This is a genomic window from Pandoraea fibrosis, assembly GCF_000807775.2.
GTDB lineage: Bacteria > Pseudomonadota > Gammaproteobacteria > Burkholderiales > Burkholderiaceae > Pandoraea > Pandoraea fibrosis.
The window spans coordinates 3,448,070-3,470,700 of the sequence record NZ_CP047385.1; the positions used below are offsets into that span (position 1 = coordinate 3,448,070).

Sequence of the window (22,631 nt, forward strand, 5' to 3'; positions counted from 1 at the left end):
CGCTTACACCGCCTTCGCTGCATGCAGCGCGTCGATCTGCGACGCGGACCGGCCGAGTTCGGCGAGGATGGCGTCGGTGTGCTGTCCAAGGGCCGGAATCGGGTCCATGCGCGGTGTGAAGCCAGCGCCCGTGCAGGGCATGCCGGGCGGGATCGGTGCCTTGATCGTGCCGTTCGGCGTGGCGACGTCCGCCCAGCGCTCGCGCGCGATGAGCTGCGCATGCTGCCACACGTCGTGCATCTCGTTGAGATTGGCGTTGGCGATCCCGACCGCATCGAGACGGCTCACCAGTTGTGGTGCATCGAGCTGCATGAAGACGTCGTGGATGATGGCGCGCAGGGTGTCGCGATTTTCCAGCCGCATAGGGTTCGATGCGAAGCGCGCATCCTCGGCGAGCGACGGTTGCTCAAGCACCTTGTCGCAGAAGATCTTCCATTCGCGTTCGTTTTGCAGACCGAGCATGACGGTCTTGCCGTCGCCTGTTTCGAACGGGCCATACGGAAAGATCGTTGCGTGCGCGGCGCCTGCACGCGGCGGTGGCGATTGGTCGTCGACGGCGTAGTAAAGCGGGAACCCCATCCATTCGACCATGCACTCGAGCATCGAGATGTCGATGCGGCAGCCGCGTCCGGTCTTGCCGCGCTGGATCAGCGCTGAAAGGATATTGGTGTACGCATACATGCCGGCTGCGATGTCGGCAATCGAGCAGCCCGCTTTGGCGGACGCCTCCGGCGAACCTGTCACGGACAGGAAGCCGGACTCGCTCTGGATGAGCAGGTCGTAGGCCTTCTTGTCGCGATAAGGGCCGTCGGGGCCGTAGCCGGAAATGCCGCACACGATGATGCGCGGATAGCGGGCCGACAACGCCTCGTAGCTCAGGCCCAGGCGATCGGCCGCGCCGGGGGCGAGATTCTGCACGAGCACGTCGGCATCGGCGAGCAGGTCGTGCAGCACGTCTTGCGCGGCGTCCTGCTTCAGGTCGAGCGTCAGGCTTTCTTTGGAACGGTTGGTCCAGACGAAGTGAGACGACATGCCGTTCACGCGGGCATCGTAAGCGCGGGCAAAATCGCCCGCACCCGGACGCTCGATCTTGATGACACGCGCGCCGAGATCGGCCAGTTGACGGGTGCAGAACGGCGCCGCGATGGCGTGTTCAAGTGCGATGACCTTGATACCGTCCAAGGGCCTCATGACAAAAGTCTCCGGAAATGATGAGTAGGGCGGGTGCCGGGTCAAACGATCTTGGCGAGCACGATCAGGCTCAGCGTGATCGTGATGGCACCGCCGATGCGGGTGGCAATCTGAGCAAACGGCATGAGTCGCATGCGGTTGGCGGCTGTCAGGATGGCGACGTCGCCAGTGCCGCCCATGCCGCTATGCGTGCCCACGACGATGGCCGCATCGATGGGGTGCATGTTCATGCGGCGCGCCACGACGAAGGCCGTCACCATGAGCGTGAGGACGGTTGCCACAATCGTCACGAGCGTCGGTACGTTGAACGAGGCGACCACTTTCTGCCACGGGGTGATGACGACGCCGATCGCGAACAGCAGCGGGTAGGTCACGGCCGTGGCGAAGAATTTGTAGACGACGCCGGCACCGGCTTCGATCTTCGGCGAGAAGATGAAACCAATCTTCGCGGCGACCGCCAGCACGAGCATCATTACGGGCCCGGGCAGGCCCAGCGTGTTCTGCGCGAGCATGCCGACGAAGTAGAGGCACACGGCGATCATGCCGGCAGCGGCGATATCGGTGGCGTCGACCGGCAGTGCGGGCTTGCCGTGTTCGCTGTGGGCGTCCTGTGCGCCGAGGTCGTCGTCGCCGGTGCGCATGAGCTGGCCGTTGCCGGTGAGCGATGGGTAGCGTTTGCCGATGGCGTTGAGCACACCGGAGAAGACGATGGCGCAGACGTTGCCGAGCATGACGGCGGGCAGCGCTTGCGCAAGCAGGTCACCCGCGCTTTCGTGGAGCACTTCGGAGTAACCGAGGGTCAGGGGAATCACGCCTTCGCCCAGACCGCCGGACATCACCGGAATCACGACGAAGAACACGGTGTGGAAGAGCCCCATGCCGAGCAGGGTGCCGACAGCGGTCCCCACGATGCCGGCGAGGACCGAACCGATGGCCAGCGGCACGAAGATTCTGAGGAAGCCGCCGATCAACACTTTGCGGTCCATGCTCAGGATGCTGCCGACGATGATGCCGGGAATGAACAGGTACAGGAAGTTGCTCTGCTTCCAGAAGGCGACGATGGGCGTGACGACCGACGGCGGCAGCGCATGCGTGAATACGAGCCACGACGGCAGGAAGGTGACGAGGATCACCGGGCCGCCGATGCTGCGGAAGATGGGAATGCGTTGTCCGATTTCCATGCAGGTGAAACTGCACACGGCGAGCAGGGCGATGATCGGCGAGAGTTCGGCCGAGAGCTTGCCTGTGGTGAGGACTGTCGTGACGATGGCCGCGATCAGTACCAGGTGAACCGGTAACGGCACGATACCGACGCGCATGTCCATGATGCGCCACCATGCGTCTCGCAGCGGGTGGGTGGCGGGTCTGGCGGTGGAAGTGCCGCTCGCGCCGTGACCGCCCTGGGCCGTCGTGGCAGAAAGTCCGTCTCGCATTCTGTTGTCTCCGTGCGTCAATTTGGAATTGGTCTGTTGACGGGACTATAGGCGCGCGAAACGCCTCGGAGGAAATACCGATTTTGGATGTGGGTATAGATTGAGACTATGGCTCGCGCATCGGCCTGGTTCTCGGGGCGCGAGAATTGGCCTTTGTTTGGAGATAATCGGGGGTGATCGCTAGAACACGGGTATATATCCGGCCACTGTATAGCGGTACGCTATGGCTTTTCTTCTTTGCGGCCACCGATGCCCCTCGGTGGCGTGTGCCGTGATGGACGTCAGACAGCTTCGAAATTTTGTGACGATCGTGGACAGCGGCAGTCTGTCGAAGGCGGCCGAGCGGCTGCATATCGCGCAACCGTCGCTAAGCGCGCAACTGCGAGGGCTTGAGGACGAGCTGCAAGCGCAGTTGCTGGTGCGCAGTGCGCAGGGCGTCACGCCAACGGAAGCCGGCAAGGCGCTTTATCGCCATGCCCGCGTAGTGCTGCGGCAAATGGAGCAGATCCGTCAGGAGGTTCGCGAAGGCGGGGGCAGCGAGGCGGGCCCGGTCGCGGTGGGGTTTCCGACGACGATTGCGGCGATTCTTGCGGTGCCGTTGTTCGCGCGGGTGCGCGAGCAGTATCCGGGCATCCGTTTGCAGATTTTCGAGAGTATGAGCGGCTACATCGGCGAGTTGCTGGCGAACGGGCGACTGGATCTCGCGATGTTGTTTCGCGATTCGGAAACGCGCGGTGTGTCGGTGATGCCGTTGTTCGATGAGGAGTTGTATGTCCTCGGGGGACATCGGGTGTGTCCGGCGATTTATGAAGACGACGGCGATGGCACGTGCGAGTTGGCGAAGCTGGCCAATGTGCCGATTGTCGCGCCGAGTGGATCGAACGGCCTACGTCTGCTGATCGAGCGCAGTTTTGCCCAGGCGAATGCCGAGTTGAACATCGTGGCGGATATCGACTCGCTGCCAACGCTGATCGACATTGCGCGCTCGGGCGACGCGTGCGCGATTCTGCCGGCGTCGTCGCTCGCTTCGCGCGATCCGGCCCTGCGCCCGCCGTCGCGACGTATTGTGGCGCCGCACCTGCAACGGCCGGCCAGCGTGTGCTGGTCGAACTCGCTGCCGGTGGGCTCGGCCACAGTGGCGGTACGTCGGTGTATTGCCGATCTGATCCGGGAGTTGCAGGCCGACGGGCATTGGACCGGCATCACCTTGCGCCCCGCAGAGCGCGGTACCGATCTCGCTTGATCCGGGGGCTGGCGGCGGTTTGCGGTGATTTCGCCTGGCGCGGCCTTTCACATTTACTGACGCATGCCGATGGCCAGACGATTGAACGCACTCATCAGGGCGACGGCGAAGCTCAGGTCGGAGATCTCAGCCTCGGTGAAGTGTTCCCGCAGCGGCTCAAAGTCCTCGTCTGGCGCGTGGGTGCGGTCGATGGCAACGAGCGATTCGGTCCAGGCCAGCGCAGCGCGCTCACGGGCGCTGTAGTGGGAACTGACGCGCCACCCCGCCAGGCTGTCTATCTTGAAGTCGGGGGTGCCGCCTGCGCGCAGCGCTTTCGCGTGCATTTCAAGGCAGAACGCGCACCCGTTGATTTGGGACACGCGCAAGTACACCAGTTCGACCAGCGGCTTGCCGAGGCTGCTTTTTTCCAGCGCCTTTTTGGTTGCGCCGAACCCTTGGTAGGCTTCGGGCGACAGCGTGTAGTACGGCAAACGAAGGGCACTCATACGAATTCTCCGGGTTGGGTAGTGAAGCAACGTGCGACGATCGGGGGGCTTGTCGCGGTGTCATCACTTTAGGAGAATGATGTCCTAGTCGTCAGATGCAAGAATTGACGAAATGAATGGGACATCGCGATGGACTTTCCTTATCTGAAGCCGGGCCCGGGTGACGACGCGCCGCTCTATTTGCAGTTGTATCGCCGTTATCGCGACGCCATCGCCTCGGGCAAGCTCCGTGCGGGAGACCGTGTGCCCTCGGTGCGTAGCCTGGCCAGCGAACTGAATCTGGCGCGCGGCACGGTCGAGCTGGCCTATCAGGTGCTGACGAGCGAAGGTTATTTCTCGCCTCGCGGTGCGGCGGGGACGTTTGTGTCGCCGCATCTCGAACCTCTTGGCGAGACGGTACCGATCAGTGCCCCGGCGCTATCCGCCCAGATACCCGTCGATACGCAGATGCCTGCCGGTGTCCCAAGACCGTTTCAACTGGGACTGCCCGCGCTCGACGCTTTCCCGCGCAAGACCTGGGTACGCCTTGCCGCGCGCAATCTCCGTGCTCTGGATCTCACGTCGATGGCATATCCCGAGTCTGCCGGCTACTTCCCGCTGCGCCACGCCATCGCCACTTATCTCGGCATTTCCCGAGGCATCGCCTGCACGGCCGATCAGGTCTTCGTGACAGCGGGCTATCGCGCCGGACTCGATCTGGTCTGTCGAACGTTGCTCAAACCGGGAGACGAAGGGTGGTTCGAGAACCCGGGCTATCTGTTCGCCCGTCAGTTTCTGACGGCCTCCGGCATGCGTCTCTCGCCAATTCCGGTGGATGAGGAAGGGCTGGAGGTCAGCCACGGGATTCATCACGCTGCCAACGCCCGTTTTGCTGTCGTGACCCCAACGCATCAAAGCCCCACCGGCGCCACGTTGTCGCTGCCACGGCGACTCGCACTGCTCGAATGGGCGAACCAACAAAAGGCTTGGATCGTGGAAGACGACTACGACAGCGAGTTTCGCTATCACGGCCGCCCCGTTCCCGCGCTGAAGAGCCTCGATCACGATGGCCGCGTGCTCTATACCGGTACGTTCAGCAAGGTGCTGTTTCCCGGGCTGCGTCTGGCCTATCTGGTCGTGCCCGTTACCCTCATCGATCGCTTCACTGAAACCGCGAACCTCCTCGGAGGCGCCGGCCCCATCTCCACACAAGCAACAGTCGCCGAATTCATGGAGCACGGCCATTTCGCCCGCCATCTCCGGAAAATGCGTGCCCTTTACGCTGAACGTCGCGGGTTGCTCGTCGATGCCCTCAACCACGTCTTTGGCGACGACCTCGGCGTCCAGCCTCAGGCCGGCGGTATCCAAACGCTCGCTTATCTCCATGATTCTCTCGGCGGGCTGACCGACGTTTCCGTCGCCAACGCCGCCCACGAACTCGGACTCGCCGTGCACGCCCTCAGCCACTGGCATTTTCACGGAACGCCACGCGCCGGACTGCTGATGGGGTTCGCCAATATTCCCGATTCGAAAACAGCGCTTGCACTATGTCGGAGGCTTTCTGTGGCCGTTTACGCCGATTAACACCTCCCCCCAGACGGACCGGGGCCCCTTTCCGCCTCTCAGACATAAACCCAACTCGATTCGGAAAGGAGCCCCGGTCCGTCTCCCTCTACGCCATTTGTGCTTCCCGCCAACAGCTTTTCTGAGCGGAGGTGGCTTGTTTTGACGGCATTGCATAGAGACCATGCCGCGACAGGTGCTTTGGAAACCCGTTATGCTTCTTTGCTCGACGTTTGCGTCTCCCCCCTTTTTTCCGGCGACGATTTTTTCGCCGACCCGCTTTTCAGGAGTTCCCGCCCGTGGCCGCTTTCGAAATCGACGATATCGTCTCCTCACTGCACTCCGCACGCCTGCGCTGGCGTGACGGCCAACGTCGCCTGCTCGAATCCGGTGGACGCGATCTTCCCTCGCGTGAACGCCTCGCAGAAATCATCACGCAACTCAAAGGCGTTCTCTTTCCCATGCGACTCGGGCCTCTCGACCTTCACCAACAAGGCGAGAATTATTACGTGGGTCATACCCTGACCTCCGTGCTTAACGATCTCTCCGAACAAGCCCGGCTCGAATGGCGCTATAAGGCCCGGCACAATGCCGAAATTACCGCAGCCCTCATCGAGGAACGTGCCCACTCGGCCATCCAGCAGTTCGCCCGCAAACTCCCGGAAATCCGCGAATTGCTCGACTGCGATGTCCTTGCCGCCTATCAAGGCGATCCGGCCGCCGGCAGCGTCGACGAAGTCCTCATCTGCTACCCCGGCATCCACGCGATGATTCACCACCGCATCGCGCACGAACTCTATCGGCTCGAATTGCCTCTGCTCGCCCGCATCATCGCGGAACAAGCCCACTCGGAGACCGGTATCGATATCCACCCCGGTGCCCAAATCGGGGCAGGCTTCTTTATCGACCACGGAACGGGCGTGGTGATCGGCGAAACCGCTATCCTCGGCCAACGTGTGCGCGTGTATCAGGCCGTCACGCTTGGCGCCAAACGCTTCCCGGCAGACGACGACGGTAACCCGCGCAAGGGCCTCGCTCGCCACCCGATCGTGGAAGACAACGTGGTGATTTACGCCGGTGCCACGATTCTCGGCAGAGTCACGATCGGACAAGGCTCGGTCATCGGCGGTAACGTCTGGCTAACGCAAGACGTCCCGCCGTACAGCAACATCACCCAAGCCCGCTCGCGCACGGAAGCCGGCTCGCCTCCCGTCTCAGGATGCGATAACGACCCGGCCTGATCGTTCGGTCGTCGCGCCGCCGGGAGACGTTATCCCGTCTGTGGCGGTGCGGCGACGCGCAAGCGAACCTCCGGTGACGCCAGGCACGTTGCCACGGCCTCAAAGCCCGGCGCGCCAGGGTAGGGCGCCACGCGAACCGGTGGGCTGTGGTTGGCCGGACAGAGCACGATGGCCTCGTCGGGACCCACCGCCGTCAGGTCTAGAATGGCGGACGAGCGCGTCATCACAAAGCACGGTTGTTTCTGCGTCCTTGTCCGCTTGCGCAAGTAGCGAATCAACGCTTCCTGTGTGTTTTGCGCAAGACCCTGCTCGATCATGTCGATGACCAGCGCACCCTCGCGCTCGGCTTCCAACGCAACGAGCAATACGGTCAACGCGTCGGATTCGGTGGCTCCTTCGTCTCGCAACCAGATCGTCGCCTGCTCGACTCGCGCACGCAGCAGCGCGTCGCGCTCCAGGCAGGCGAGGGCGGTGCTGCGACCAGCGTCCAGTCGATCAAGTCCCAGAAATGTCCCGCCCGGCAATTCCAGCGCGAGTCGCATGGCCAGTCGCGTCTTGCCACTTCCCAACGATCCGATGAGGTAGGTCAACGGTCGAATATCGCGCAACTCGAATCGCTCGCCACCCCACGGCCATGGCAAGTCGAACGCGACACTCGGCGCCACCGGTTCAATGAGGCCCGGCAATTCTCCTTCGGCAGGCATCCGGCCCGCCACCAACCCGGCACGCAAGCTTCTCACGCGCTCCAGCCGCTGCAATCGATCGCGGATCTCTTCGTCCAGCACACGTTCATGCGCAGCCAATGCGCCCGCCAGCGGCTGGGGCTCGCTGCCACTTAGCACGCTGGCGACTTGCGCAAGGCTCAATCCCAACGCGCGCAGCGCGACAACTTCCGCCGCTCGCGCCATATCGGCCGTGCCGTAGACGCGGTAGCCCGCCGTTGTTCTGCCGGGCGAAACCAATCCATGCCGCTCGTAAAGCCGCAACGCCTTGTTCGAGACACCCAATCGTCGTGCGGCCTCCGATGCGTTCAGGCGGATCGCAGAATCGTTCATCACTCACCTCGTTGTATCGACCGGTCAATGCCGTGAGAGGCCATGCTCAGGCCGGTCCCAAGGGACAGGTCAACATCGACGGACGTTACTTAACATATCAACGGTTGTCGAATTAATTAACCGACCGGTCGGTTTTTGTTATGTTAGGCTTCAATGGGCTTAGCCCCTCATAAAAATACGGAGACATTGATGACTTTGATTGCTCGTTCGCCGCGCTCATCCGGTAAAACCACTGTGATTTCGGCGCAATCGTGGACCCGTAAGGGCCATGCCAGTCGCCGGGGGCTGCCCGCGTGTCTGGCTGCCACGCTGCTGAGTCTCGCGTTTGTGGTGCCGACGGCCGCCGAGGCCGCAACGACAAGGGCCGACGGCCCGGGCAACGCATCGGTGACGGCGCAACCGGGCACGGTGCCGGGACGTGCCGACGTGACGATCAAGCGCGATGAGTTCGGGGTGCCGCACATCTATGCGTCGACGACGTATGCGTTGTTCTATGGCTACGGCTATGCCATCGCGCAGGATCGCCTGTTCCAGATGGAGATGGCTCGCAGGAGCACGCAAGGGACGGTCGCGGAAGTGCTGGGCGAGAAGTTCGTGGACTTCGACAAGTCGATTCGCGGCAATTACTGGCCGGCCTCGATTCGTCGTCAATTGGCCGATTTGCCACAGCGCGAACGCGATATTCTCGACGGCTATGCTGCGGGTATGAACGCCTGGATCGCACAGATTCGCGCGCAACCGGATCAACGCATGCCGAAGCAATTCAACGACTTCGGCTTTCAACCGGCGAATTGGGATGCCTTCGACGTGGCGATGGTCTTTGTCGGCACGATGGCGAATCGCTTTTCGGACGCCACGAGTGAGATTGACAATCTGGCACTGGTGACGGCACTCAAGGACAAGTACGGCGCACAGAAGGGCATGGCGCTGTTCAATGAACTGAAATGGATCGCCAATCCGGACGCCCCCTCGACGGTGCCCGCCTCGGAAGGTGTCTACCCGGTGAAGGTTGGCCCCGAGTCAGGCGCGCCGATGCAACCGCTCGCCCGTTACGATGGCCCCGCCCCGATGTTTGCCCGTCTCGCGCGCGGCGACGACGGCGCATTGCTGCATCAGGACCCCGAGGCGAACGCGGCCACGATGCTCGCGCAATTCGCCGCTTCCGGACAACCCGGCCTCGCAGGTTTTCCCACGACGAGCAATATGTGGATCGTCGGTAAGACCATGGCTCGCGACGCCCGCGCAATCATGCTCAATGGCCCGCAATTCGGCTGGTTCGCGCCCGCCTATACCTACGGCGTCGGCCTGCACGGTGCGGGCTTCGATCTCGTCGGCAATACGCCCTTCGGCTATCCCTGCATTCTGTTCGGTCACAACGGCAAGATCTCGTGGGGGTCGACCGCAGGCTTCGGCGACGACATCGATATTTACGCGGAAAAGCTCGACCCGGCCAACCCGAATCGCTATTTCCATAAGGGCCAATGGCACGACATGGAGAAGCGCGTCGAGATCATTCGGGTGAAGGGCGGGGAGCCCGTGGTGCAGGAGGTCTATCGCACCGTGCACGGCATCGTGATGCAACGCGACGCGAAGCAGCCCATTGCCTACGCCAAGGCTCGTGCATGGGATGGCCTCGAAGTGCAATCGTTGCTCGCCTGGACCCACCAGGCGCAAGCGCAGGACTGGAAGTCATGGACGGCGCAAGCGGCACGTCATGCACTCACCATCAATTGGTACTACGCCGACGTGTCGGGCAATATCGGCTATGTCCACACCGGCGCTTATCCCTCGCGTCAGCCGGGACACGACCCGCGCCTGCCCGTGCCCGGCACCGGCGAATGGGACTGGAAGGGCCTGCTGCCGTTCTCCACGAACCCGAAGGTCTACAACCCGAAGCAAGGCTGGATCGCCAACTGGAACAACTCACCGCAAAAGGGCTATCCCGCCAGCGATCTGTTCGCCTTCGTATGGGGCGGTGCGGACCGCGTGGTGGAAATCGACCAGCGTATTGAAGCGCACGACAAGCTGAACGTCGACGATATGTGGCAGATCCTGAAAGACACCAGCGCGGTGGATGTCAATCGCCGTCATTTCTTGCCGTTCATCGAGCGTGCCACGGCCAACCTTCCGGCGACCGACGCACGACGCCAACTCGCCTCGCAATTGGCCACGTGGAATGGCTTGAGCCTCGATCCCCAGCACACGGGTCACTACGACACGGCCGGTCCCGCCGTCATGGACGCATGGCTGAGTGCCATGCTCAAGCGCACGCTGGGACAGGTGGTGCCCGCGCCCTACGACAAGTGGTTTCTGGCAAGTGGCTACGCCGCACCGCAGGACGGACCGACCGGCTCGCTCAATATCGGCAACGGCAGCAAGGTGCTCTATGAGGCGCTGCGCGGCGACAAGGCGGGTGTGCCGCAAACGTTCGATATCTTCGGCGGCCAGCGTCAGGACGACGTGATCCTCGCCGCTCTGGACGACGCCATCGTCGCCCTCAAGGCGAAGCTCGGCCCGGACATGGCCGCATGGCGCGCCCCGACGGTGCCGCTGACGTTCCGCGCAAACAACTTCTTCGGCGTGCCGCAGGCGAATGCCGCAGAAGCGGCGCGCACGCCGGTCTACATGAACCGCGGGACGGAGAACGACCTGATCGTTTTCGGCGCCAAAGGCAGCTCAGGCAAGGTGGCTGCGTATGACGTCGTCGCGCCGGGGCAAAGTGGGTTCATCGCGCCGGACGGCACGCGCTCGCCGCACTATGCCGATCAGTTGGAGATGTACACGTCGTTTGGGCGCAAGCCGCTCTGGCACGACGCGTTCGACGTGAATCGCGCAGCGAAGTCGGTCGAACGGCTGCGTATCGAACGGGAATCCGACGCGCAATAAACGTCGTTACCCTTCAGGCGAGCCCCGTCGCCCCTGCCAGGGCGCATAGCGCGACCACGGCAAGTGGCGGGGCTTTCCAGCGCGTCAACAGAAGGACGGCGACAGCGGCAACCGCAAAATCGGCTGGACGGTGCACCGCGCTGGTCCATACGGGCGAGTACAGCGCCGAGGCCAGAATGCCGACGACCGCCGCATTCACGCCGGCCAGCATGGCGGCTGTCGTGGCCCGCTCCCGCAGCGCTTGCCAGTGCGGCAGCGCGGCAATGACAAGTAGCAATCCCGGCAGAAATATCCCCACCGTTGCCAATGCCGCACCCAGCCACGGATGGTCCGGACTTCCCGAGAGCCAGCCGAGAAACGTGGCAAAGGTGAAGAGCGGCCCGGGCACCGCCTGTGCGGCGCCATATCCGGCCAGAAAGTCGTTGGTCGAGACCCACCCCTGGGCAACGATCTGTGCCTGAAGCAGGGGTAATACAACGTGTCCGCCGCCGAATACCAGGGCGCCGGCACGGTAGAACCCGTCGAGGATCGCGATGGACCGTTCGCCGGTGAACTGTTGCAAGACCGGCAGTCCAGCCAGCAGCGCGACGAAGAACGCCAGTGAAACGGCGCCCGCCGTGCGCGAGATCCGGAATCGAAGCTGGGGCGATGTTGGGGCGGCCGCAGATGACACGACCGAACGCAGTCCTGCATAGCCCAGCCCCGCCCCCAGTGCGATCACAATGAGTTGCGCAAACTGGGTCGTCGCGACTGCCAAGACGACGATCGCCATCAGCGCGATGCCAGCGCGGCGTGCGTCTGGACATAGCCGCCTCGCCATGTCCCACACGGCTTGTGCGACGACCGCGACGGCCATCAGCTTGAGCCCGTGCAGCACGCCATCGCCGACCGGACCGCCCAGACGCGGCGCCACGAGGGCGAACACGAGAAGCAGCAATGCGGAAGGCAGCGTAAAGCCGCACCACGCCGCGATGCCACCCAGCCAACCTGCGCGAAGCAGGCCGATGGAGAACCCGACCTGACTGCTCGCCGGGCCCGGGAGGAACTGACATAGTCCCACCAGATCGCCAAAACTCGCGTCATCCAGCCAGCGCCGTCGCGCCACGAATTCGCGTCGAAAGTAGCCGATGTGCGCCACCGGCCCGCCAAAACTGGTCAGACCCAGCACGAGAAACGCACGCAACACTTCGAGGGCGCTGTGCGGATTCGGGGCGGCAATTCCGGTGGAGGTGTTGCTGTCGGTTTTCAAGGGATTTCGCGTTAAAGATCACGGGGACGAAAGTCCGCCAGCATAGCCTGAAGGCGGTGACGCGAACATGACGCGACACCGCGTCGATATCCCCCAGCTTACGCCGCGCCCGTATACCTGACGGCCTCAACGATGACATATCGACTAAACCCGGAGACTCGCTGACTAACGCCATCGCGGGTCGACACGGGAAACTCGGGTACCGGACACAACAAGATCTGGCAGAACACTAGGGGCCGTTCCGCGATTCGGGCGTCATTGCCGCACCGCCGGGGCCCATGGGTCACGAGGGCAATGGGCGATGGGCAAGGCGTGGGGAAAACAAAAGAACGATACCGTCGGGGCAAACGCGCCGGGCGAGACGCATCGCCGCGTGCAACACCGGCCACCGCTGCGGCTTCGCGCGATCGTCGGCGTCACCGGCCTCATGCTTTCCGGACCGCTCTTCGCACAATCCGGGCCGTACATTCTGAACTATCGAGGTGCGGACGGCGGGTGTTGCTTCAATAACAACGGCTCCGACGGTCAGCCTGCGACGCAGGACGTCGAGCAAACCGTCTCTGGCCTGAACATTCGTGCGACCGGCAGTACGGCCATTTTCGTCGACGTTAGCGGCGGCAACGGAGGCAACAGCAGCGATCTGTCCAGCATGAGCCACTGGGGCGGCAACGGCGGATACGGCCGCATCGCGGATTTCGTCGTGCGCTCTAGCACCGTCGCCAGCACCGAACAGGGTATTGCCGTCCTGTCCAAAGGGGGCGACGGGGGACTCTACGGGTATCGTTCGAACGGCTATGGCAGCGGCGCCGACGGTCATTTCGCACGCCTGACCATCGACAACACCCGCGTAACTGCCAATGGCGACGGCATTGCGGCCCGGTCGATCGGAGGCAACGGCCAGCGAAGCGCCATCCCCCAGTTTCCCGACGCGAACAACGAACGCGACGCCGGCAATGGCGGCAATGCCGGTCAGGCGAGCGTCATCATGCAAGGCAATAGTTCGGTGTCCGTTGTCGGCACGAATGGCGCTGCCGTCATCGCCGAGTCGCTCGGCGGACAAGGCGGCTTCGGCGACAACGAGAGCGAATGGGGCGGGCACGCCTATTCGGGACGCGGCGGATCTGCCGACGCCGCAATTGTCACGGTGAGCGACGGCACCATGACATCGGACGGGCAGGGCATGGGGGGCATTCTGGCGCGCTCTGTCGGCGGGAACGGGCCGAAAGGCGTTGGCTCGAACGTGCGCGCGGCCGACGGCGGCAACGCGGGCAACGTCACCGTGCAGAACGGCGCGGCGATCACCACGAGCGGCAACAACGCCATCGGTATTGCCGCCTACAGCATCGGCGGGAATGGTGGCGACGGCGGCTCGGGCTCCTGGAGCTTCGGGCACGACGGCGGAGCCGGCGGCACGCCCGGCAGTATCAACATTCAGAACGACGGCGCAATCACGACGCGAGGACTCGGTTCGATGGGGATATTCGCGTCCGTCGTCGGCGGCACCGGGGGCAGCGGCGGCGAGGCCGGCGCATCGGGCTCGGGCGGGAGCGGCGGTGCAGGCGGCGCCACCGGCGCGTTGGCCGTTTATGTTGCAAACGCCAGCGACGCCGCGATCCGCACATCGGGCAATTCCGCGCCGGGCATGGTGGCGCACGCCGTGGGCGGTGGGGGTGGCAACGCCTCCGCCAGCAGCGGCGAGATGGTCATCGGTGGCGGCACCGGTGGCAGTGGCGGTGAGGGTGGCAATCTTCACGGGCTGAACTCGGGCGTCATTGCAACGACCGGTGATCAGAGTGGCGGCATGCTGGTGCAAAGCGTCGGCGGTGGCGGCGGGTATGGTGGCGACGCGAACGCGGTGGGCGTCATTTTCTCGGTCGCCACGGGGGGGCGAGGTGGCCCCGGCGGTGGCGGAGGTCACGTCTCGATCGAGCAGATGGGCGACATCTCGACGACGGGCGCGGATTCGAGCGGCATTCTGGTGCAAAGCATCGGGGGTGGCGGCGGCGCGGGGGGAAGCTCGACGTCTGCTGCTGTCGGGGTTGGCCTGGGGCTCGCGGTCAGTCACGGTGGGGCCGGCGGCGGTGGCGGCAACGGCGGTGAGGTCTACGCCACGCTCTATGACGAAAGCACCGTCACGACATCTGGCGTCATGAGTAGCGGATTGGTCGCCCAGAGCCTCGGCGGCGGCGGCGGCAACGGTGGGTTCGCCAGTTCGTCGCAGATCACGATTGCACCCGATCTCGGCCCCGGCGTTTGGACGGCGACGGTCAGCCCGCATGTCACGATCGGCGGTTCGGGAGGCAGCGGCGGCAACGGCGGTACCGTCGGCGTCGATACCGCGAATCTGATCACCACACACGGCGCAAAGAGTTACGGGGTACTGGCGCAAAGCGTCGGTGGTGGCGGCGGTAACGGCGGCAATGCGGCGGCGCCGCTGCGCACCACATCGATCCCGTCGGAGAACACCCGGTTCAACATCAGCGTCGGCGTAACGATTGGTGGCACAGGGGGGAACGGCGGAAATGGCGATGCGGTCACTGTCACTAACGAAGGGGCTGGCAGCATCGTCACAAGCGGCGACCATTCGGTCGCTGTTCTCGCGCAAAGCATCGGCGGTGGCGGGGGCGCCGGCGGCACGGTTCAGCAGGAGACGGCGCAGTCGTTCAACGCCACGCTGGGTGGACCGAGCAATGCGCTCGGCTTGCTCAAGCAAATTTCCGACTGGCTGAGCAGTTCGACGCCGAAACCGAGTATCGCATTCGGCTCGCTGACGCTGGGCGTCGACGTGCGCGTGGGCGGCGGCGGTGCGAGTGGCGGCAACGGTGCCGCTGTGAGCGTGGTGAACAATGGCACGGTCGGGACGTCGGGCGATGCCGCAGCCGCTATCGTGGCGCAGAGCGTGGGCGGCGGTGGCGGAAATGGCGGGACGGCCACGTCGACAAGTGTCTCAAGCCTCATGTCGAGCATCGACGCCCTGTACGGCACGGTGACCGGCAAGGTCGCCAACTATTTTCAGGTGTCCCCGAACGTGGGGTCGAACGTGGCTGTCGGCGGCAACGGCGGAAGCGGTGGCAATGGCGGTGCCGTGAGCGTCACGAATACCCATCATCTCTACACACAAGGCTATGCCGCACCTGCCATCGTGGCGCAGAGCATCGGGGGCGGCGGCGGTGCGGGGGTTTCGACAACGCAAAGTCTCGACGTACTGCTTCACAATTGGGCGCCCAAGGAGGCGCCGGCGATTCTCGGCGAAATCAATCGGATCGTCGACCTGCTCGGATCGAATCTGGCGTCGGCGCAGCACAACGTGAATGTGAGCGTGGGCAGCAAGGGGGGCACCGATGGCGATGGTGGCGCAGTCACGGTCAATGCCGGCGATTCCCGCAGCGACATTCGCACGCAAGGCGATAGCGCTCCCGCCATCCTCGCGCAAAGCGTGGCAAGCGGCGGCGGGTACGCGGCCGCATCGAATTACACCTTCGGGCCGAGTTCGTTTTCCGCGACGAGTGGGCCTGCGCTGTCGCTGAATCTCGGAGCGGAATTCGGTTTCTCGACGACTCATACGGGCACGCCGGGAACGGTTCAGGTCACGAATGGCGGCGATATCGGCACGCAAGGCAACGATTCGACCGGCATTCTGGCGCAAAGCGTCTCCGGTGGCGGCGGCACGGCAACGCTCGGTCTTACGGCGGGAACATCGACGACGCTTGCCAAGGACGCAACACGTACCCAACCGTCTATTCAACTCGGTAGCACGCTCACCAATGGCATTGGCACGCTGCAAGCGTCGGGGGGCAGCGTCACGGTCTTGAACACAGGCACGATCGCAACAGGTGGGGTGCTCTCGCATGGCATTCTGGCGCAGAGTGTGAGCGGTGGCGGCGGTGCCGGGTCCCTGACCACGAGTGCGTTGGCCGGCACATTGATCGATGGGCCTGCGGTCACGCTTGGGGCCGTCGCGTCGAGCGGTGACGGCATACGGGCAGACGCTGGCAATGTGAACGTGAACGTCGGCGACGGCAAAACGTTGGTGAATCAGATCGCATCGAGCATTTCGACGAACGGCGCATTGTCGTTCGGCGTGTTGGCGCAAAGCGTTGGCGGCGGTGGCGGCTATCTGGCGCTGACGAGTGGCAATGCCGCGATGTCGTTATCCCTGTCGGATCTGACGCTCGGGGCGACAGGTGGCGCGGGCGGCAAGGGCGGCGCGGTGACGACCACGCTCGGGGGCAACGCCCTCATTCGCACTTCGGGGCAGGACGCCCACGGCATCGTCGCGCAAAGCGTTGGCGGTGGCGGCGGCATTGCCGGCCTCACCACGGCGCCCGGACAGGTGTCGTTGAATACGGCAAGCAACACGGCGGGGGGCGCCAACGTCAACGACGGCGGCGCCGTGAATGTCAACGTCATTGGGCAGGTACAGACCTCCGGCAACGGCGCGGCAGGTGTGCTGGCGCAAAGCGTTGGCAACGGGGGAGGTATCGCAGGCGATCTGTCATCGCTGAACTTTGGCAACGTTCCGGTGACGTATGCCAGCGTCACGACCAACGCCGGCAGTGGGGCCGGCGGCAATGTGGACGTCTACGTCGGTGGCCGCATCAATACGACGGGCGCCAACGCACCGGGTATTCTCGCCATGAGTCTGGGCGGCGGCGGGGTGCTGTCGGATAGCGGCATCCTCATCAAGAGCGCCGCGTATCGGCAGGGCAACGCAGGGGGCGCCGTGTCCGTGGGGTTGATCCAGGGCGCGTCGGTCAGTGCGATGGGCGAAGGCTCGCCTGCGATTGCCGCCTTCAGCCTCGGCAGTGGCGACAGCAACGGCGGCCATCCCGACGCGTCACCGATGACGATAAGCGTTGCCAACGGCGCGAGCGTGGCGGCAAATGCAACGTCGGGGATCGGGGTGCTCGCCGTCAATACGGGCACGGTATCCATCGACAACGCCGGCAGTGTGACGGCGAAAACCGCGATCAAGACGCTCTCCCGTACCGTCGTGAACAACACCGGCCTCGTTCAGGGCGATGTTCAACTCGGTTCGGGCAGTGTCTTCAACAACCATATCGGGGGCGAACTGCGCAGCGGCGCCGTTCTCACCGTCGACACACTCAACAATGCTGGCGTTCTCAGTCCGGGCGGACCGCGTAGCTACATCACGACGGTACTCACCGGCTCGCTGCAAGAGACGGGGACTTATGCCCCGGACGTCGATTTCACCAACGGCCGCAGCGACCTGCTGTCCGTCACCGGCGCGTCGAGCTATGACGGCAACGTCGTGCCGATCCTGCATAACCCGGTCAAGGACATCTGGCTGAACATCGCGCACTTCGATACGGTGCCGTCCACGTCGACGACGACCGTGCTCAGCCCGGCCATCGCCTTCAGCTTCCGCTCGAAGGACGCGAAGGGCGGCACGAGCGATCCGATGGTCGCCGTCGATGCGAACTTCCGGCCGCAAGGTGTGCCGCTCAATACCAATCAATCGAGCTTTGCCGACTATCTGCAAAACCTCTGGCAACTTGGGCGCCTCGACGCCGGCCCGCTGTTTCAGCCCCTCGTCAGTGCGACGAACGCCTCGTTGTACAAAAAAACGCTCGACACGATGGCCGCCAGCGCATCGCTCATGCGCGCCGGCAGTCGGGGCAATGAAAGCTACGACTTCCTGAATCGCCTGATGAGTTGCCCGCAATTCGTCAATGCGGGCACGCGCATGACGGAAGGCAGTTGTGTCTGGGGTCGTGTGATCGGCACGCGCTCGGATCGGTACGACACCGCTGACGACAGTGGATTTCGCAGCCAGCAACTGACGTGGCAGTTCGGCGCGCAGAAGGAGTTCGTGCCCGACTGGTTCGTTGGCGGCTCGGCGAGCTATGTGGTGACACACGCACACTCGTCGGATCAGTCGCTTCAGGTATCGAGCGACGGTTTTCGCGGCGGCTTGACGCTCAAACACCAGATGGGGCCGTGGCAAGTCGCACTGGCCGTGCTCGGTGGGTTCGAGTCTGGCACGCAGAATCGCACCATCGACTATCCGGAAGCGTTCGCCGTGGCAACCAGCCGCCCCGATGCCTACTTTGTCGGTGCACGAACGCGGCTGTCTTATCAATTGAACTACGCGGGCTGGTACGTGAAGCCCTACGCGGACGTCGACGTCATCTACGATCGCACGGGGGCATATCGCGAGTCGGGTGGCGGCGTCTTCGATCTTGCTGTGGCGGCGCAAGGGCGCACGTCGGTGCTCGTGAGTCCTACGATCGAGGTCGGTGGACGTTTCGACTGGCATGGCGTGACGGTGCGCCCGTATCTCTCGCTGGGGGCAAGCTTCACGTCCAAAGGCAATGCCAGCGTCGACGCCCAGCTCGTGCAGTTCCCCACGGCACCGTTTCAAATCACATCGTCGCAACCAACGGTGTACGGCAATCTGACGGCGGGCGTGGAACTCCTCTCGGCCAAGGGACTGGAGCTTCGGGCCGAGTACAGCCTGCGTCGGGCCGAAGCGCAGACGGTGCAAAGTGCTGCATTGCGTCTGGCGAAGCATTTCTGACCTGACTTGCTGAAGTCATCGTTTCTCCATCAAGCAGCCATGATGCATGACGGCTTTAACGGGGAGGCATAGGAAGATCGGGAGTCGCGTGCGGAGGTGGCGCGCTTTGTTCATTAACCTCTGGACGTTGTTGGCCGGGATCGAGGCACGTAATATTTTCCGTTCATTTCCCAAATGTGAGCCGGCATCGGACGCCAAAGAGAAAAGTGCCACAGTCGGCGGTCCGTTTCAGCAATCGTGCGGCTTTGCATCGCGATAGCGTGTGTCCTCTTTTTTGCTGCGAATACGGTGCCTTCCGAGAACGCGAAGGCATATCGTGGCAGAACCTATGGAGTCACGTCGAATGACACGATTGCATTCTGCAACGCCACACCACACCCACCGCTATGTAGCTCACGCGCGCGACGCGAGACGGAGCAACATGCATCAAGCTTTTGTCGAGGACTGGCGTGCCAGTATGTCGCTGCCGCGCCGTGCACATCTTCACATTAGCCATTCGCGCACGCCTCGTAGTTCAACGCCGAGCGAGACGCCGGTGCCCGCGTCCGCACTTGCATCTGGCAACACAACCCATCGCGAAAGCTCCCAGGCCGCCTTTGCGCTGAGTCTGCTGACAGTGGTTTGTGCAGCGGGTGTGGCAAGTGCGGCCGTCGTCCCCGGGGCGTCCGGCACTTCGGCCAATGCACTGCGCTCGATCAGTCGCAGAAGTGTGACTAACGAGGTGCCTGCCGTAGCGGCACCGGTCGGGCTGTCGCATTCGGAAACGCTCGCCGGCCTGTATGCGTTGCTGCGCGTGTGGCCGTCCCATCCCGGTGGCGAAGGCGTCCTGGAACAGTGCCTGCCAGACCATCGGACACGATCGGTCGGCGCAACGGCGGTGCCGGTGGGTGGCAACGAAGCGTTAAGAGCGGGACTGACTGCCTATCGCGACGATATTCAGCGTGCTGTCGTCAGCCTGATCCGAGAGGCCGTCGCGGCTTCGGACGCAAACACGCGTGCGGCCTTTGCCGAGGCCGATATTCTGATGCCCAGCCGCAAGTTGTTGATCGTTGAACACGCAACGGCGTTGGGCTTGCCGCCGAAAGTCAAGGTCTACGACGCGTCGCACGCCATCTCGCTCCACCTGCGAAATGAGGAGGGCCGATGGCAAGAGTTTGCACTCTCGCTCGCCTACGAGGCGCCAGCGCTCATCACACCCGTGACGGGCGACTGGCCACATGGCCAGATCAAGGACCGCTGGACCGCCGAGACGTATGGCCCCGTGTTCTGGGGCGAGCGCTGGGCGTCGATCGAGTCGAGCATCGGCGAAAAAGATAAGATCATCTTCACAATCGAACGCAATGGGGCATCGATCTCACCCGGTTGGCCGTCTCCCGAATCGTCGGTGCTCGACTCGCCGGACATGGAGGAGGTTGCCGAGCTACTGCTCGAGACCGTACTGAAACGCTCTCCTCGAGACCGCCGCGAGGTGCGGGGAGAGTCTCCCATGCCACGGTCTCGGCGGGACGCGATTTCCGACAGCGACGGGGCGAGGGCGTTGGCTTCCCGACTCTCCATGACGGGGCTCAAGTGTCTCGCTGCCGTGGTCCAAGCCGACAAACTTCATCAGGACGCCATTTCCCTGTTGTCGCGCCTTTGGCCGGATGCCCCCGCAGAGGCGCACACACAATCCCTTGCACAGGTACCGCAAGAGGCGGCCCCGCAGGCACCAACGCTACCGGACGTCATCCACCATGAAGCATTCGACGGGCCCTATGGTCGAGGCGTGACGTGGTCGTTGCCACCGGATGTCTACGTCGAATACCTCCCGGACCGGGCACAGAACGGCGTGAAAGTGTTTTCCATCGACGGTGAGCTATACGGTGCGTCGGTGGCGCATACGCGCAAACATGCCTCCGATCTTCGGCCACTCAAGGACATGCGCGCCGCCTTGGGGCCGGAATCGCTGTGCCGTATCTCGCGCGGCATCGGGGCCGATGTCGATGGCATGTGTCTCGAATGTCATGGAGAACACGAAGGCGAAATCTCGGTCACGGAGCAGGGCGCAACGCTCGCGCAGCACCAGGCGTTGGAAGCGTCGCCAATCGTGCGCCTGCGTGTCGCGATCTATTCACGCCCGTTTTCCACCGCAGACGGCAGTCTTGCGTTCTTCGCGTTTGGACGTCTTGGGCATTTCGACGAAGCGGGAGTGCCGCGCGTGTCCGAGCACTCGCCCGTTGTCGAGTCGTCGGTCTACCCCCCCGAGCTGTATGGCGAGATGACGTATTACGAGCAGGCGACGACGGAGGGCCCGGTCGGTGGTCGGCGCGTGAGACTGACGCTCGGCGACATGCACATCTCGGTGCCGTTCGGCACCTACCGTGACAGACGCGGCACGCTGCACGGCGTGGTGCAACTCTCGCACGTCATCTACTACCGTTTCACGATGCCGGCGGGGGAGAACGTACGAGTCACCCACGGGGTACATCTACACCGGCGCGACGCGGAGCATCGCGATATCCGGGCCTATCGCACCGCGCAGAATCATCGAGCGGCAGCGGAAAATGCCATCGTGCTGCCGTCGATCACCTACGGTGAAGGGCGCACGCTGCTGCAGTTGTATCTCAAGATCTGGCAGCAGTCACCCTCGCCAGCAGATGTGTGGCGAGGACTCGAGGACATTTCGTTGTCCGTGGTCGAGGCAAGGCGGGCGATTCACTCGCTTACGCAAGCCATTGAGCACCAGGTGACGGCGTCCAGAACGCCCCCCGCATCGCCGGGCGCAAGCGTGTCCTCGCCACCGCCGGACGTCGATACGATATTGATGCCGATGTTCAATCGGCTCTGGCGTCATTGGCAGCAGTATCCTGCACAGGCCGACGCGTTCATCAATGCGATTTCGCGGGACTTCGTCTCGCGCCCGGCACCGCTCGCCGTCTGGTCGCAGTTGCCGTTCGTCGGCGATGTACAGACCACGCGCGACGTGCTGTCGATGTTCGAGAACCTCTTTCCCGGCATGGAGGATTTACAGGGACTCGTGAGAGGCTCAGCGCGCGCGGCGCGCGATGTCGGCGATCAAATGCGGGAAGTTTCGGGCAGCGCAAACATCGCCGTCGCGGAGGTGACGCTTGCCGATGGCACCCGCAAGCTCTACTACTGTATGTCCGGGCTTCAACGCAGGGCATTGCGCACGCACCCAACGTCTGTGCCGACCGTGGACGCGGGCCGAGCATACAAGCAGCGGCAAGAGAACGTCATCAGTCAACGGCGTCAATCCCCGAGCACGGGGAGGGACGGTATGTTCACCGAGCCGCCCCATCTGCGCTTTATGGTGGCCGATGCCGACCTGCCGACGTACAGCGGCGCGACGAATGAACCGCAGGCCCGCACGCTCGACACGGAGCGAATGATTTTGGCGCAGATTTATGCGGATCATCCGGCGGGTAGCAACGTCATTCGCTCGATCGTGCTTTGCTCACGTATGCCGTTTTGCGACTCTTGTGCGATTAATCTCGCCATGGTCCCGTATCACTATCCCGACGCCGAACTACGCTTCTACTATGTGGCCCCAGCGCCGCGCGGTCGCCGGGCCGGCGAGGGCTCAGCCTCCGACGGGGCTTCTCCAACCATGGCGACAGCCCGTGCGCGAGGGCGTATGCGTGCTGATGCGGGTCAACCGGCACCCGACAGCCCATAAACAGGACGCCTGATCGTTTTTCCCCTATATTGACCGATCTCGACGTCGATCCCGGCGTCTGATCATCACGACCCGCACCGTCGTTCGCC

General features: G+C 63.6%; 11 protein-coding genes. 6 read left to right on the top strand and 5 right to left on the bottom strand.

Annotated elements, in window-relative coordinates; all coding sequences use genetic code 11:
• Positions 1-3: 3 nt before the first annotated feature.
• Positions 4-1,191, bottom strand: a complete 1,188-nt coding sequence (locus PI93_RS15235; RefSeq protein WP_039365713.1) for a CaiB/BaiF CoA transferase family protein — start codon at positions 1,189-1,191, stop codon at positions 4-6.
• Positions 1,192-1,232: 41 nt separating this feature from the next.
• Positions 1,233-2,624 (bottom strand): 2-hydroxycarboxylate transporter family protein, encoded by a 1,392-nt coding sequence (locus PI93_RS15240; RefSeq protein WP_236105549.1) that lies wholly within the window; start codon positions 2,622-2,624, stop codon positions 1,233-1,235.
• Positions 2,625-2,898: 274 nt separating this feature from the next.
• Here PI93_RS15240 and PI93_RS15245 point away from each other — a divergent pair, with 274 nt between their 5' ends.
• On the top strand, positions 2,899-3,867 hold the full coding sequence (locus tag PI93_RS15245; RefSeq protein WP_039365709.1) for a LysR substrate-binding domain-containing protein: 969 nt from the start codon (positions 2,899-2,901) through the stop codon (positions 3,865-3,867).
• A 53-nt stretch (positions 3,868-3,920) separates the two neighbouring features.
• On the opposite strand, the gene PI93_RS15250 is transcribed toward PI93_RS15245, so the two are convergent.
• Positions 3,921-4,352, bottom strand: a complete 432-nt coding sequence (locus tag PI93_RS15250; protein ID WP_039365707.1) for a carboxymuconolactone decarboxylase family protein — start codon at positions 4,350-4,352, stop codon at positions 3,921-3,923.
• Between the two features lie 129 nt (positions 4,353-4,481).
• Between PI93_RS15250 and pdxR the strand changes: the two genes are divergently transcribed.
• Positions 4,482-5,915 carry a MocR-like pyridoxine biosynthesis transcription factor PdxR gene (gene pdxR, locus PI93_RS15255; protein WP_039365705.1) on the top strand — a complete coding sequence of 478 codons (1,434 nt, stop codon included), beginning with the start codon at positions 4,482-4,484 and terminating at the stop codon, positions 5,913-5,915.
• A gap of 278 nt (positions 5,916-6,193) precedes the next feature.
• Positions 6,194-7,135, top strand: coding sequence for a serine O-acetyltransferase EpsC (epsC, locus tag PI93_RS15260; protein ID WP_039365703.1), 942 nt, complete (start codon positions 6,194-6,196; stop codon positions 7,133-7,135).
• Between the two features lie 29 nt (positions 7,136-7,164).
• Here epsC and PI93_RS15265 read toward each other — a convergent pair whose 3' ends face one another.
• Positions 7,165-8,190 carry a MerR family transcriptional regulator gene (locus PI93_RS15265; RefSeq protein ID WP_039365701.1) on the bottom strand — a complete coding sequence of 342 codons (1,026 nt, stop codon included), beginning with the start codon at positions 8,188-8,190 and terminating at the stop codon, positions 7,165-7,167.
• A gap of 189 nt (positions 8,191-8,379) precedes the next feature.
• Between PI93_RS15265 and PI93_RS15270 the strand changes: the two genes are divergently transcribed.
• Positions 8,380-11,076 (top strand): penicillin acylase family protein, encoded by a 2,697-nt coding sequence (locus PI93_RS15270; RefSeq protein WP_080758991.1) that lies wholly within the window; start codon positions 8,380-8,382, stop codon positions 11,074-11,076.
• Positions 11,077-11,089: 13 nt separating this feature from the next.
• On the opposite strand, the gene chrA is transcribed toward PI93_RS15270, so the two are convergent.
• On the bottom strand, positions 11,090-12,325 hold the full coding sequence (gene chrA / locus PI93_RS15275; protein ID WP_407945334.1) for a chromate efflux transporter: 1,236 nt from the start codon (positions 12,323-12,325) through the stop codon (positions 11,090-11,092).
• 301 nt (positions 12,326-12,626) lie between these two features.
• Here chrA and PI93_RS15280 point away from each other — a divergent pair, with 301 nt between their 5' ends.
• Both PI93_RS15280 and PI93_RS15285 read left to right on the top strand, forming a co-directional pair.
• Complete coding sequence (locus PI93_RS15280; RefSeq protein ID WP_052240361.1) at positions 12,627-18,866, top strand: autotransporter outer membrane beta-barrel domain-containing protein; 6,240 nt, start codon at positions 12,627-12,629, stop codon at positions 18,864-18,866.
• A 421-nt stretch (positions 18,867-19,287) separates the two neighbouring features.
• Entirely contained in the window at positions 19,288-22,542 is a 3,255-nt protein-coding gene (locus tag PI93_RS15285; protein WP_039365698.1) for a deaminase domain-containing protein, read from the top strand.
• The last annotated feature ends 89 nt before the right edge of the window (positions 22,543-22,631 follow it).